At 70.1% G+C, this 13,878-nt stretch carries 11 protein-coding genes; 6 read left to right on the top strand and 5 right to left on the bottom strand.

Translation table 11 applies throughout. The annotated features are described in order from the left end of the window. Positions 1–65 precede the first annotated feature (65 nt). From ACZ4WQ_RS46545 to ACZ4WQ_RS46535, 3 genes are all read left to right on the top strand, one after another. A complete protein-coding gene (locus tag ACZ4WQ_RS46545) occupies positions 66–1,205 on the top strand; it encodes an LCP family protein (protein WP_361187676.1) in 1,140 nt (379 codons plus the stop codon). Between the two features lie 230 nt (positions 1,206–1,435). Beyond that, on the top strand, positions 1,436–3,145 hold the full coding sequence (locus tag ACZ4WQ_RS46540) for an LCP family protein (protein ID WP_311729429.1): 1,710 nt from the start codon (positions 1,436–1,438) through the stop codon (positions 3,143–3,145). Positions 3,146–3,215: 70 nt separating this feature from the next. Then, entirely contained in the window at positions 3,216–4,958 is a 1,743-nt protein-coding gene (locus ACZ4WQ_RS46535) for an LCP family protein (RefSeq protein ID WP_398374484.1), read from the top strand. Positions 4,959–5,045: 87 nt separating this feature from the next. Here the strand turns inward: ACZ4WQ_RS46535 and ACZ4WQ_RS46530 are convergent, their stop codons facing one another. Next, positions 5,046–6,062 carry a glycosyltransferase family 2 protein gene (locus ACZ4WQ_RS46530; protein ID WP_361187682.1) on the bottom strand — a complete coding sequence of 339 codons (1,017 nt, stop codon included), beginning with the start codon at positions 6,060–6,062 and terminating at the stop codon, positions 5,046–5,048. A 257-nt stretch (positions 6,063–6,319) separates the two neighbouring features. Between ACZ4WQ_RS46530 and ACZ4WQ_RS46525 the strand changes: the two genes are divergently transcribed. Continuing rightward, the gene (locus ACZ4WQ_RS46525; RefSeq protein WP_398374485.1) at positions 6,320–7,747 is read left to right on the top strand and encodes an LCP family protein; all 1,428 of its coding nucleotides are present in this window, start codon (positions 6,320–6,322) and stop codon (positions 7,745–7,747) included. Here ACZ4WQ_RS46525 and ACZ4WQ_RS46520 read toward each other — a convergent pair. Then, positions 7,719–8,447 (bottom strand): hypothetical protein, encoded by a 729-nt coding sequence (locus ACZ4WQ_RS46520; protein ID WP_385348498.1) that lies wholly within the window; start codon positions 8,445–8,447, stop codon positions 7,719–7,721. The genes ACZ4WQ_RS46525 and ACZ4WQ_RS46520 overlap by 29 nt on opposite strands. A gap of 77 nt (positions 8,448–8,524) precedes the next feature. Continuing rightward, positions 8,525–9,073 (bottom strand): acyl-CoA thioesterase, encoded by a 549-nt coding sequence (locus tag ACZ4WQ_RS46515; RefSeq protein WP_311729424.1) that lies wholly within the window; start codon positions 9,071–9,073, stop codon positions 8,525–8,527. A 107-nt stretch (positions 9,074–9,180) separates the two neighbouring features. On the opposite strand from ACZ4WQ_RS46515, the gene ACZ4WQ_RS46510 reads away from it, so the two are divergent. After that, positions 9,181–10,518 carry an LCP family protein gene (locus tag ACZ4WQ_RS46510; RefSeq protein WP_385348495.1) on the top strand — a complete coding sequence of 446 codons (1,338 nt, stop codon included), beginning with the start codon at positions 9,181–9,183 and terminating at the stop codon, positions 10,516–10,518. A 104-nt stretch (positions 10,519–10,622) separates the two neighbouring features. Here ACZ4WQ_RS46510 and ACZ4WQ_RS46505 read toward each other — a convergent pair whose 3' ends face one another. After that, on the bottom strand, positions 10,623–11,039 hold the full coding sequence (locus ACZ4WQ_RS46505; RefSeq protein ID WP_398374486.1) for a hypothetical protein: 417 nt from the start codon (positions 11,037–11,039) through the stop codon (positions 10,623–10,625). Between the two features lie 87 nt (positions 11,040–11,126). Further along, positions 11,127–12,299, bottom strand: coding sequence for an acyl-CoA dehydrogenase family protein (locus ACZ4WQ_RS46500; protein WP_385348490.1), 1,173 nt, complete (start codon positions 12,297–12,299; stop codon positions 11,127–11,129). Positions 12,300–12,495: 196 nt separating this feature from the next. On the opposite strand from ACZ4WQ_RS46500, the gene ACZ4WQ_RS46495 reads away from it, so the two are divergent. Continuing rightward, positions 12,496–13,836 carry a UDP-glucose dehydrogenase family protein gene (locus tag ACZ4WQ_RS46495; RefSeq protein ID WP_398374487.1) on the top strand — a complete coding sequence of 447 codons (1,341 nt, stop codon included), beginning with the start codon at positions 12,496–12,498 and terminating at the stop codon, positions 13,834–13,836. The last annotated feature ends 42 nt before the right edge of the window (positions 13,837–13,878 follow it).

Here is a 13,878-nt window from a genome sequence, read left to right as displayed (position 1 = left end):
GCCCCGGCATCGGGCCGATACCGCTCCTCCCGGTCGAGGAGGGGGACGGGTGGGAGGACGCAGACGTGACAACGGACAGTGCGAGCAGCGAGACACCGGAACGAAGACCGCGCCGCCGCCGCTGGCTGCGCGTACTCGCGCTCACGGTGGCCCTGCTGGTGCTGTCCGGGGCCGGGGCGGCGTGGTGGCTCTACGAGCGCCTCGACGGCAACATCAAGACCGACACCCGCACCACCAACGAGCTGCGGAAGTACGAGGCCGAGCGGCCGGTGGCGGTGGTCCGGGACGCACAGAACATCCTGCTCATCGGCTCCGACAACCGCGGCGGCAAGGGCAATGGCAAGTACGGCCAGGACACAGGCACCCAGCGCTCGGACACCACGATCCTGCTGCATCTCCAAGCGGACGGAAAGAGCGCGACCGCCGTCTCCATCCCGCGCGACCTGATGGTGGACATCCCCAGCTGCACCGGGCCCGACGGGACGCGAGCCAAGGCCAGGTTCGCCCAATTCAATTGGGCGTTCGAATTCGGCGGGGCGGCCTGCACGATCCGCACCGTCGAAAAGCTCACCGGCATCCGCCTCGACCACCACATGATCGTGGACTTCCGCGGCTTCAAGAAGATGGTGAACGCCGTCGGCGGCGTCGAGGTGTGCCTGAAAGAGCCCATCGACGACGACGAGGCGCATCTGAAGCTGCCCGCGGGCCGTCAGACGCTCCGCGGCGAGCAGGCCCTCGGCTATGTCCGGGCGCGCTACAGCATCGGTGACGGCAGCGACACCGAGCGTATCGGCCGGCAGCAGCAGTTCCTCGGCTCGCTTGTGAAGAAGTTGCAGAGCAATGGTGTGCTGCTCAATCCCCGCCGGCTGTACCCGGTGCTCGACGCGGCGACCTCGTCACTGACCACGGATCCGGGTCTGAACTCGCTGAAGGACCTGTACGATCTGGCCCGCGGAATACGGCACATCCCCCGTGAGAAGATCCGCTTCCTCACGATTCCGCGGCAGCCCTACACGTACGACCGGAACCGCGATGAGCTGGTCCAGCCCGACGCCGACCGGCTGTTTCGGCAACTGAGGCTCGATCATCCGGTATCGGTGGCGAAGACGGTCACCCACGCGTCCGGCGACGATCCGAAGAGCGAGAAGAGCGAGAGGTCGACGCCATACGAGGGAACCACCGCAGCTCATGACATGTGCGAGTAAAGCTGCCAAAAGGTACGCTCAACAGTTCCCCAGAGTTCTCGAAAGGATTGGGCAGATTGCCCAGTTGTAGGGAAGTGGAATTTGTCACCAGCGTCGCTTGACGCTGAACTGGGCGGATAGTGTGAGCGATCCGGTGCGCTTACCAGGTGGCCGCGCACTATTTTTTGACGATCGACCGAGCGCCTTGAGGGGGAGGCGCCGCGTGGCACCAACGGAGGACTCAGGGGACCGTGGACGCGCAAGGCCATGGGCAGGCGGACGACTTCGATCCCGCCGATCAGTGGGTGTTCGACCCGAACACCGGCAGCTATGAGTTGCGGCTGAATCCTGCCGGGGAACCGGCAGATATCTCTCCCCAGGACCGGCCGGCCCCGAGACCCCGGAGCCGTCGCCGCGCCCCCGAACCCGACCCCGAGCCGCCGCCGTCCCGCGGGCGGCGCCGGGCGGCGGGTAAAGCGGAGAAGGCGGAGAAGCCGGCCGGGCCCACCAGCCGCCGCAAGCCGAAACCGAAGAAGTCCAAGGGGAAGAAGGTCCTGTACTGGACCAGCGGAACCCTCGCCTTCATCCTGGTCGGCGGGTCCGTCGCGGCGTACCTCGTCTACCAGCACCTCAACGGCAACATCAAAAAGGTCGACGTCGGCGAGAACAACGCCGCGGTCAGCGACGGCCCGATGAACATCCTGGTCATCGGCACCGACAAGCGCGACGGCAAGGGCAACGAGGGCTACGGCGACGCGGGTAGCGTCGGACACGCCGACACCACCCTCCTCTTCCATGTCTCCGAGGACCGGACGAACGCCACCGCGCTGAGCATTCCGCGCGACATGATCACGGACGTCCCGGAGTGCTCCACCAAGCAGGAGGACGGCTCGCGCAAGAAGATCTCCGGCGACCAGGGGGTCCGCTTCAACACCAGCCTCGGGCAGAAGGGGCGCGACCCCGGCTGCACCTGGGCGACGGTCGAGAAGCTCACCGGGCTGGAGATCGACCACTTCATGATGGCGGACTTCAACGCCGTCAAGACGCTCTCCACCGCGGTCGGCGGGGTCGAGGTCTGCCTGGGCAAGGACATCAACGACCCCAAGTCGCATCTGAAACTGCCCAAAGGGCGGCACACCATCGAGGGCGAGGACGCCCTGGCGTTCGTCCGGACCCGGCACAGCGTCGGCTACGAGAGCGACCTGGACCGGATCAAGCTCCAGCAGCAGTTCCTCAGCTCGATGATGCGCAGTATGAAGTCCAAGGGCACGCTGACCAGCCCCTCAAAGATGTGGGACCTGGCCAACGCCGCCACCAAGGCGCTCACGGTGGACACCGGCATCGGCACCGTGAACAAGCTGAAGGACCTGGCGCTGAACCTCAGCAAGGTCGATCTGAAGAACGTCACCTTCGTCACGGTCCCCGTGTACGACAACACCGACGGCGCGACGGTGCTGCTCGACAAGGCCAAGGCGGAACCGCTGTTCGCCATGGTCAGGCAGGATGTCTCGCTGACCGAGGTGAAGAAGAAGGAGAAGGCCGACAAGGCGAAGCAGGCCGCCAAGCTCAAGGGCCCCAAGGCCGACCCGGCGAACGTCCGGGTGAAGGTCCTCAACGGCAGCGGGCAGATGGGCGCGGCTCAGGAGACCGTCGACTGGATGCAGAACACCGAGGGGATGATCCGCTCCAGCAACGGCGGAAACGCTTCGGCGGAGCTGAAGAAGACCACGCTGGAGTACGCGCCGAACCAGGCCGACCAGGCGCGCCGCCTGGCCGACAGCATGGGCCTGCCGGCCTCCGCTCTGAAGGAGGGCACCGAGGACGCTGCCCCCATGGCGGAGATGACCTTGACCCTCGGCGCGGACTTCAAGGGCGCCGGCACACCGATCAGCGCTCCGGCAAAGGCGCCGAAGGACATCCAGCGGGTCGAGGCGGACGACAAGAGCGTCTGCGCCAAGTGATCACACCCGGCCATCGGAGCATGCTGCACCCATCGGGCCGGAACCACCATTGATGAACAGGGGAGGCCCGGTGCGGCAGAGCAGTGTGCGCGGGGAGGGCGCCCGTCGGCGGGCGCCCGGCCCCCGCGACGGGGGCGGGGACCGCAAACCACGCGAGGAAGACGGGACCAGGGCACCGCAGGACGCCGGGGCCGAGGGCGGCGGGGACGCCGGAGCCAAGGACGCCGCGGGCGCCGCCGGTGCGGGGGCCGGCGGGGGCCGCGCGGAGTCCCGGCGCGCCTCGCGTACCGAGGCGCAGGGCGGCGGACGCCGCCGGAAGGGCAAGGGGCCGCGCCGCAAGAGGAGCCGAGGCGTGCGAATACTGCGCTGGACCGCGCTGACCCTGGCCGTGCTGATAGTCGGCGCCGCCGGCGCGGGCTACCTCTACTACCAGCACCTGAACGGCAACATCAAGAAGGAGGACCTGGACCTCGGCGACAGCAACCTCACCAAGCCGGAGCCGAACGCCGCGGGCCAGAGTCCCCTCAACATCCTCCTGATCGGCCAGGACAGCCGGAACGACAAGGAGAACCTCAAGCTCGGCGGCGCCAAGCAGGACGTCGGCCGCAAGGGGCTCGCCGATGTGCAGATGCTGATCCACGTCTCGGCCGACCGCAGCAACATGTCGGTGATCAGCATCCCGCGCGACACCCGGGTCACCATCCCCAAGTGCACCGACCCGAAGGACGACCAGGTCTACGAGAAGACGTTCGCGCCGATCAACGAGTCGCTCACGCACGGCGGCCCCGGCTGCACGGTGGCCACCTGGAAGGAGCTCACCGGCATCTACATCGACCACTTCATGATGGTCGACTTCAAGGGCGTGGTGTCCATGGCGGACGCCATCGGCGGCGTCCCGGTGTGCGTGGACAAGAACATCTACTCCCACGACAGCAGGGGCCACGGCTCCGGTCTGCGGCTGGAGAAGGGCACCACCCCGGTCAAGGGCGAGCAGGCCCTCGCGTGGCTGCGGACGCGCTACGGCTTCGAGGACAACACCGACATCGGCCGCGCCAAGGCCCAGCACATGTACATGACGTCCATGATCCGGCAGCTCAAGTCCGGCACCAAGCTCTCCGACCCGGGCCAGCTGATGGACCTGGCGGAGGCCGCGACCAGCGCGCTGACCGTCGACCGCAGCCTCGGCACCGTCAAGAAGCTCTACGACCTCGGCAACGACCTCAAGCGGGTGCCGACCAAGCGGACCACCATGGTCACCATGCCCTGGGAGTACCGCAACGACGGCGAGTACGTGGTGCCCAAGCCCGGCGACGCCGAGAAGACCTTCTCGCTCATCCGCAACGACACCGCGCTGGACGGCAAGGACAAGAAGAAGCCCGACAAGGTCCCGGCCCCCAGCGAGCCCAAGGGCGAGCTCCCGGTGGTCGTCCAGAACGGCACCGCGTCCACCGTCCTGGGGCCGGCCTCCGGTCGGGCCACCGCCATCACCGATGAGCTGATCCGGCTCGGCTACGCCGCGGCCAAGGCCAACACGGAGCTGACCTCGCAGGCCGACACCACCATCAACTACCCGGCCGAGGCCAAGCAGGGCGACGCGCTGGCCGTGGCCAAGGCGCTGGGGCTGCCGAAGAGCGCGGTGAAGGAGTCCCAGTCGGTCGCCGAGGTGACGCTGGTGGTCGGCAACGACTGGCGCGAGGGCGCGGCCTACCCGAAGTCGGACGCCACCGACGAGGACAAGGCGCCCAAGATCGACGACAAGATCAACGGCGAGGAGAAGAAGTGCATGAACGTCAACCCGGGCTACACGTTCTGAGCCTCCCCGAGCGCATCTGAGCAGCGCGAAGGGGCCGGATCCCGGGATCCGGCCCCTTCGCCGTACACAGCCGCCGGCTGCCGGCTGCTAGCTGCTCATGACCGCCGGGCGGCGGCTGGCGATGACCTTCTTGGCGAGCGCGCGGGGGCTGGTGAGGAAGCCCCAGCCCCACGACATGTGCATGGTCGCCAGCGCCACCGGGATCTGGAGCCGGGCCTTCACCGGGAGCCCCTTGCCGGCCGGGACGGAGCCCGCCGCGATGGCCGCCAGATAGCCGCCCGGCACCAGCAGCCCCCACGGGGTCAGCGCGGCGCCCACCACGACGCCCGCCGCGATGGCCACGACGGCGGTCGGCGGCGCCAGATAGCGCAGATTGATCGAACCCTGGTGGAAGCGGGCCACCACATGGCGCCAGCGGCCGTAGTTCCTGTACTGCTTGGCCAGCTCCCGCACATTGGGGCGCGGCCGGTACGAGACCTTGAGCTCGGGCGAGAACCAGATCAGCCCGCCCGCCTCGCGGATCCGGAAGTTCAGCTCCCAGTCCTGGGCGCGGATGAACTCCTCGTTGTAGCCGCCCTGCCGCTCCAGCACCTCACGCCGGAAGACTCCGAGGTACACGGTCTCGGCCGGGGCCGCCTCGCCGCCGGTGTGGAAGGCGGCGTTGCCCACGCCGATCTTGGAGGTCATGGCGGCGGCGACGGCGCGCTCCCAGTCGTTCTCGCCCTCGGCGTGCATGATGCCGCCGACGTTCTGCGCGCCGGTCTCCTCCATGAGCCGCACGGCGGTCGCGATGTAGTGGGGCGAGAGCATCCCGTGGCCGTCGACCCGCACCACCACCGGGTGGCGGGATGCCTTGATCGCCGCGTTCAGCGCGGCGGGGGTGCGGCCCGTGGGGTTGGGGACCGTGTGCACCCGCGGGTCCTCGCGCACCAGCTCGGCGGCGATCTCGTCGGTGCGGTCCGTGGACGGGCCGAGGGCGATCACCACCTCCATCTCTCCGGCGTACTCCTGCTCCAGGATGTGCCGGACGGAGTTGCGCAGATGGCGTTCCTCATTGAGCACCGGCATGATCACGGAGACCGCCGGGAGCTGATGCGGGGGCATGGCACCTCGGAGCTCGGGGGGTGGGTGATCCCCCAAAAGACTACGGTTGTCGATTTTCGAAAGGTCACGTTACCGCGAATGGGGGACACCGGAGCGCGCCGCCCGGGTGGCAGCGGGCGGGGCGGGCGGCGTGGGGCCACCGCGCCGCTCATCGTATGGACCTACGGTGTCGGCGGTTGTGCCCCGTAAGCCCCCCCCCGCAGGCCCGTCAGCCCCGCCAGGCCCGTCAGCCCCGCCCGTCACGGAGGTCACCCACAGTGAGCGCACCGGCCCGCCCGCCGCGTCCCCGGCAGTCCTCCCGGCCCCGCTGGGGCCTGCGGATCGCCACGGGCGTCGCCGCCCTGGTGCTGCTCGCCGCGGGTGTCGGGCATCTGCTGGTCGCCGAGCTGGAGTCCGGCATCCACCGGGTCGACGCCTTCGGCGGCCTCGACGACCGGCCGGTCGACAGCGACCGCGGCGTCAACTTCCTGGTGGTCGGCACGGACGGCCGGGACAAGATCACCCGCGCGCAGAAGCGGCGCTACCGGCTGGGCGGCGCCCCCTGCCACTGCACCGACACCATGATGCTGGTGCATCTGTCGGCCGACCGGGACCGCGCCAGCGTGGTCAGCCTCCCCCGCGACTCGTACGCCCGGATCCCCGCGTACACCACCCCGTCGGGGCGGGTGCGCCCCGCGCATCCGCAGAAGCTCAACGCCGCCTACGCCGAGGGCGGCCCCAGCCTGACCGTACGCACCGTCGAGCACATGACCCGGGTGCACATCGACCACTACCTGGAAGTGGACTTCACCAGCTTCATGAAGACCGTGGACGTGGTGGGCGGGGTGACCGTGTGCACGACCCGGCCGCTCGAGGACCGCTACACCGGGCTGAACCTGCCGGCCGGCACCCACGCCCTGGACGGCGGCCAGGCGCTCCAGTACGTACGCTCCCGGCACCTCGACGGCGCCGCCGACCTGGGCCGGATCCGCCGCCAGCAGCGCTTCCTGGCCGCCGTGATCCACCAGGTCACCGGGAGCGGCACCCTGCTGAACCCGGTGAAGTTCGGCCGGGTCGCGGCCACCCTGCTCGGCTCGGTCCGCGCCGACCGCGGCTTCGGCGCGGCCGACATGGTCGCGCTCGGCCAGGCCATGCGCGGCTTCACCGTCGAGTCCTCGGAGTTCGTCTCCGTCCCGGTCCGGCTGCCCGGCACCCCGGTCAAGGGCCTCGGTTCGACGCTCCGCTGGGACCGGGTGCGGGCCGCGCGCCTGTTCCGGGCCCTCCGCCAGGACCGCCCGCTCGCCGTCCGCCGCCCCGAGCGGCTCCGGGCCACCCTGGTCGACGTGCCCCCCTCCCAGGTCCGGGTCCAGGTGTTCAACGGCACCCACACCACGGGGCTGGCCCGGCGCACCCAGCGGGCGCTGCGCGCGGGCGGCTTCGCCACCGTCGGGACCCCGGCGGACGCGGCGTCCCAGGGCGTGCGGCACACGCTGATCGAGTACGACCCGATCTGGAACCGCTCGGTGCGCTCCCTGGCGGCCGCGCTGCCGGGCGCCCGGCTCAAGCCCGTGGCCCGGCAGGGGTCGGTGATGCGGGTGACGCTGGGCACGGACTTCCGGGCGGTGCACCCGGTGCGGGCCGAGGACCCCACGGCGGAGCGGGGCGCTGCCAAGGCCGTCACTGGCGCCGAGGTCGCCTGCCCTTAGGGGTGCGGGGGTTGCCGGTACCGCGCACGGGGCGGGTGGGGCGGCTCCCGGCGGGCTGTGGTTCCCCGCGGCCCGAGCCCGCGGCGCGCCGCAGGCCCACCGACAGCCCGATCAGGGCGGTCGTCAGGCCGATGGTCTGGCTGCACAGGCCCACCCAGGCGGTCAGGATCGCCGGCGAGTTGGCCTGGAGCGTCGTCCCCTGGGCCGACCGCGGCCCGGGGAGGCCGGAAGGGAGGCCGGTGGGAATGCCGGAGGGGAGGCCTGGCGTGCCGTGCAGGGCCGCGGGGGTCATGACCCGCCCGGTCGGCCCCTGCTGCCCGCCCGGCGGCTGTTGCTGGGGTTGCTGCTGGGGCTGCTGGGGCTTGGGTTGTTGCGGCTGGGGTTGCTGTGGCTGATGCGGCGAGCGTCCGCTGGCGGGGGGCGACGTCGGTGGTGACGTCGGCGGTGATGTCGGGGGTGGCGTCGGGTGCCCGCTGACCGTCGCGGTCCGCGTCGGCGTGGTCGGCGTCGAGGTGCCCGAGGCCGTGGAATGGACGGGGTTGGGCTGGGGGGAGACCGTGCGGACGGGCCTGACCGTCAGCGTGACGAGACCGCCCGCGTTGATGATCGTCCCGCCGGCCAGCAGCCCGAAGGCGACGAGCAGCAGGGTGGCGGGGAAGTACAGAACGGCCAGGGACCCTGCTCGGGGAAGGCGCGGCATGCGCCCACTGTACGAACCAACAGTGACGGCGCGATCGCGCACCGTTGCGCCTGTCGGGGGCAACCCCGCCGGGGCGCTCAGTCCTCGATGCCGTCGGCGGCCCGCTGGGCGCGCAGCTCCTTGATGGCGCGCCGCCGGGCCAGCCGGTGCGTACGCCGGATCTGGGCCTCCTCGTACCGCCGCTTGTCCCGCTCGGTCTCCGGTATGACCGGCGGCACGGCCCGCGGCCTGCCGTCGGCGTCGACGGCCGCGAAGACCAGATAGGCGCTGCCGACCTGGGTGGCGGGCGTGGACTCGTTCCACCGCTCGGCCATCACTCGCACCCCGACCTCCATCGAGGACCGCCCGGTCCAGTTCACCTGGGCCTTCACATGGACGAGGTCCCCGACCCGGACCGGCTCCAGAAAGGCCATCTCGTCCATCGAGGCCGTGACGGCGGGACCCTCGGAGTGCCGCCCGGCGACCGCCCCGGCCGCGTCATCGACCAGTTTCATGATCACGCCGCCGTGCACGGTACCGAGGAGATTGGTGTCACTGCCGGTCATGATGTGGGAGAGCGTGGTGCGCGAGGCGGAGGTGGGCTTACCCGGAATGTCTGACTCCGGATTCGAGGCCTGAATGGTCATGCGCTCAACCATATGCCGGGCAGATTCTTATCAGGTCTGCAACAGCCGTGCCCCGATCCGGCACCCGCCCTGTAAGGGTGACGACCCGGGAAGGCACACTTCCCTGCATGAATGATTGGCCCGACGGATGGACGAGCGACCGCAGGGACCGGTACGGCAGCGGCAGCGGCAGCGCCGAACCGGAAGGCGCCCGCGCCATGCCGCATGTGCGGCGTGCGGGCCAGGGTGCCGGCGGTGCGCCGCGGCAGGCCGAGCCGCCGCTGCCCCCTGAGATGTCGCCGCGCGGCCCCGTCCCGCACCAGCAGCGCCAGCAGGCGTCCCAGGACTTCGACGGCTACGGCGGCGACGACGGCTACAACACCGGCCAGGTCTACGGCAACGGCGCGGGCGGCCACGGTGGCCCGAGCGGCCCGGGCGGGCCCGGTGGCCACGGCGGCGCCCCGCGCGCGGCCCGGCCCAAGAACTGGAAGCGCCGGATAACCATCGGCCTGGTCACCTTCCTCGTGCTGCTGCTCGCGGTCGGCGTCGGCACGTACTTCTGGGCCGACTCCAAGCTCCGGCGCGAGGTGGACCTCGGCAAGGTCGAGGACCGGCCGGAGGGCGGCAAGGGCACCAACTATCTGATCGTCGGCTCGGACAGCCGCGAGGGCCTGTCCGCCGAGGAGAAGAAGAAGCTGCACACCGGCTCCGCCGACGGCCGCCGCACCGACTCGATGATCCTCCTGCACGTCGGTGACAACGGGAACACCATGGTCAGCCTGCCCCGTGACTCCTGGGTCACCATCCCGGCCTTCACCGGCCCGGACACCGGCAAGCGCTACCAGCCCTCGCAGAACAAACTGAACGCGTCCTTCTCCATGGCGGGCCCCGAGCTTTTGGTCCGCACGGTCGAGTACAACACCGGCCTGCGCATCGACCACTACGCGGAGATCGGCTTCGACGGCTTCGCCAAGATCGTCGACTCGGTCGGCGGCGTCGAGATCGACATCCCGCAGGACATGAAGGAAAAGAACTCCGGCACGGACTTCAAGAAGGGCAAGCAGACGCTGGACGGCCAGCAGGCGCTCGCCTTCGTGCGCCAGCGCTACGGCCTCGCCGGCGGCGACCTGGACCGCACCAAGAACCAGCAGAAGTTCCTGTCCGCGCTGGCCAACAAGGCCGCCACGCCGAGCACCATCCTCAACCCCTTCAAGCTCTACCCGACCCTGGGCTCCGGCCTGGACTCGCTGATCGTGGACAAGGACATGGGCCTGTGGGACGTGAAGGACATGTTCTTCGCGATGAAGGGCGTCTCCGGCGGTGACGGCAAGCAGATGAACATGCCCGTCTCCAACCCGGGCCTGGCCACCTCCAAGGGCAGCGCGGTCCAGTGGGACATGCCGAAGGTCAAGCAGCTGATGCAGGAGCTGAAGAACGACGAGAAGGTGACCGTCTCCAGCAACTGATCCTTCCGCTGACGCGAACGGCTGCCGCACCGAACCGGGTGCGGCAGCCGTTCGCGTTTCACCAGACGTCTGAGGGGCCCGGGCGGGCCGGGCCCTTCAGGGCGTCAGTCGCACATGGGCAGGGTCTCCTTCGTCACCGTGAAGTACACCGGCGGAAAGTCCGCCGCCTCGAACACCGCCTCGTCCTTGGACAGCAGCGTCATATAGCCCGCCATGGCGTTGCCCGCTTCCGGTGCATTGCCCTCGACCCGCTTGCCGACGCCGGAGCCGACTCCGGAGATCTTCCAGGTCCTGCCGCCGAAGGTCGCCCATGCGATGCCGCAGTGGCCGGGCATGTCGTACGGGTACGCCACCTGCACCTTCGGCCGCTTCGGCCCCTTCTCCCAGCGCTCCCCCGCCATCTCCCGCGCCTTCAGCCGCTCCTCGGTGGGCGGATCCTCCTTCGGCCCGCCACCCCCGCCACACGCGGCCCCGCCCAGCGCCAGCGTCAACACCAGCGCCCCCACGCGAACTCTGCCCACCGTTGCCCCCCTGCCCGTGGCTCCACCACTGTGTGGCGCTTCGACGACCAGAGGCGACAGCCGGTTCCGCGGTGGGCCTTACGAGCCTTACGGCAGGTTGCGCGCCATCACGATGCGCTGGACCTGATTCGTGCCTTCATAAATTTGCGTGATCTTGGCGTCGCGCATCATCCGCTCGACCGGGTAGTCGCGGGTGTAGCCGTAGCCGCCGAGGAGCTGGACCGCGTCGGTGGTGATCTCCATGGCGGCGTCGGAGGCGTAGCACTTGGCGGCGGCGCCGAAGAAGGTGAGGTCCTCCTTTTTGCCTCCGGCCGCGGCGCGCTCGGACCTGGCGGCCGCCGCGTACGTCAGCTGGCGGGCGGCCTCGAGCTTCATGGCCATGTCGGCGAGCATGAACTGGATGCCCTGGAAGTCGGCGATGCGCTTGCCGAACTGCTTGCGCTCCTGGACATAGCCCTTGGCGTAGTCGAGGGCGCCCTGGGCGATGCCGAGGGCCTGGGCGGCGATGGTGATGCGGGTGTGGTCGAGGGTCCTCATGGCGGTGGCGAAGCCGGTGCCCTCGGCGCCGATCATGCGGTCGGCGGGGATGCGGACGTTGTCGAGGTAGACCTCGCGGGTCGGGGAGCCCTTGATGCCCAGCTTCTTCTCGGGGGCGCCGAAGGACACTCCGGGGTCGGACTTCTCGACGACGAAGGCGGATATCCCCTTGGAGCGCTTCTCGGGGGCGGTCACGGCCATGACCGTGTAGTACTCGGAGACCCCGGCGTTGGTGATCCAGCGCTTGACGCCGTCGAGGACGTAGTGGTCGCCGTCGCGCACGGCCTTGGTCTTCATGCCGGCCGCGTCGGAGCCCGCGTCCGGCTCGCTCAGACAGTACGAGAACATCGCGTCGCCCTTGGCCAGCGGCGCCAGGTACTTCTTCTTCAGCTCCTCGGAGCCGGAGAGGATCACCGGGAGGGAGCCCAGCTTGTTGACGGCGGGGATCAGGGAGGAGGACGCGCAGACGCGGGCGACCTCCTCTATGACGATCACGGTCGCCAGGGCGTCCGCGCCCGCGCCGCCGTACGACTCGGGTACGTGCACCGCGTGCAGGTCATTGGCGACCAGGGCGTCCAGCGCCTCCTGGGGGAACCGCCCCTCCTCGTCGACCTCCGCGGCATGGGGAGCGATCTTCGCCTCGGCGAGCGCGCGCACCGATTCGCGGAGCAGGTCGTGCTCCTCCAACGGCCGGTACAGGTCGAAGTCCGTGGAACTCGCCAAGATCTTCTCACTCCCCTGAGTGCTAACTACCGTTAAGTAACCGAATTCTAGAGCGCCGTCCTGATCAGGTACAGGTGACTTTGCCGACAGCGGACGGCAGGGAGGCGGCAGGGAGAGGGGCAGCGGATCGGAGCTCGCGCGCGGGCGCGACTATGCTCATGCAGCGCACCCCGCCCACACGCCTTCTGGAGCACGCATGGCCCTCAAGATCACCGTGATCGGCACCGGCTACCTGGGCGCCACACACGCCGCGGCCATGGCTGAGCTCGGCTTCGAGGTGCTGGGCCTGGACGTGGTCCCGGAGAAGATCGAGAAGCTCGCGGCCGGCAAGGCCCCGATGTACGAGCCGGGCCTGGAGGAGCTGCTGCGGCGGCATGTCGCGGGGTTCGAGGGGACGACCGGGCGGCTGCGCTTCTCCACCTCCTACGAGGAGGCCGGCGAGTTCGGCGACATCCACTTCATCTGTGTGAACACTCCGCAGAAACACGGCGAGTACGCGTGTGACATGAGTTACGTGGACGCCGCCGTCGAGTCCCTCGCCCCGCATCTGCGCCGCCCCGCTCTGGTCGTCGGCAAGTCCACCGTCCCGGTCGGCAGCGCGGTCCGGCTCGCGGCCCGGCTGGCGGAGCTGGCCCCGGTGGGGGCGGACGCCGAGCTGGCCTGGAACCCGGAGTTCCTGCGGGAGGGCTTCGCCGTACAGGACACCCTGCACCCGGACCGCATCGTGGTCGGCGTGACGAGCGACCGCGCGGAGAAGCTGCTGCGCGAGGTTTACGAGACGCCGCTCGCAGAAGGCTCGCCGTTCGTCGTCACCGACTTCCCGACCGCCGAGCTGGTCAAGACCGCGGCCAACTCCTTCCTCGCGACCAAGATCTCGTTCATCAACGCCATGGCCGAGGTCTGCGAGGCCTCGGACGGCGATGTGGTCCAGCTGGCCGAGGCCATCGGCCATGACGACCGCATCGGGAAGAAGTTCCTGCGGGCCGGGATCGGCTTCGGCGGCGGCTGTCTGCCCAAGGACATCCGGGCCTTCATGGCGCGCGCCGGTGAACTCGGCGCCGACCAGGCGCTGACCTTCCTGCGCGAGGTCGACTCGATCAACATGCGGCGGCGCGGTCACATGGTCGAGCTGGCCCGCGACGCCGTCGGCGGCAGCTTCCTCGGGAAGCGCGTCGCGGTGCTGGGGGCGACCTTCAAGCCGGACTCGGACGACGTACGGGACTCCCCCGCGCTCAATGTCGCGGGCCAGATCCACCTCCAGGGCGCCCAGGTCACCGTCTTCGACCCCAAGGGCATGGACAACGCGCGCGCCCACTTCCCCACCCTCGCCTACGCGCCCAGCGCGCTGGAGGCCGCGCGGGGCGCGCACGCGGTGCTGCACCTGACCGAGTGGGCCGAGTTCCGCGAGCTGGACCCGGCGGCGCTGGGCAAGGCCGTCGCGGAGCGCCGGATCCTCGACGGGCGCAACGCGCTGGACCCGGAGCGGTGGCGCGAGGCGGGCTGGTCCTACCGGGCGCTGGGCCGCCCCACGGCCTGATCCCCCACGGCCTGATCCCCCACGGCCTGATCCCTCACGGCC

The organism is Streptomyces sp. NPDC028305 (assembly GCF_055569495.1).
This window is presented reverse-complemented; position numbering and strand designations above follow the sequence as displayed.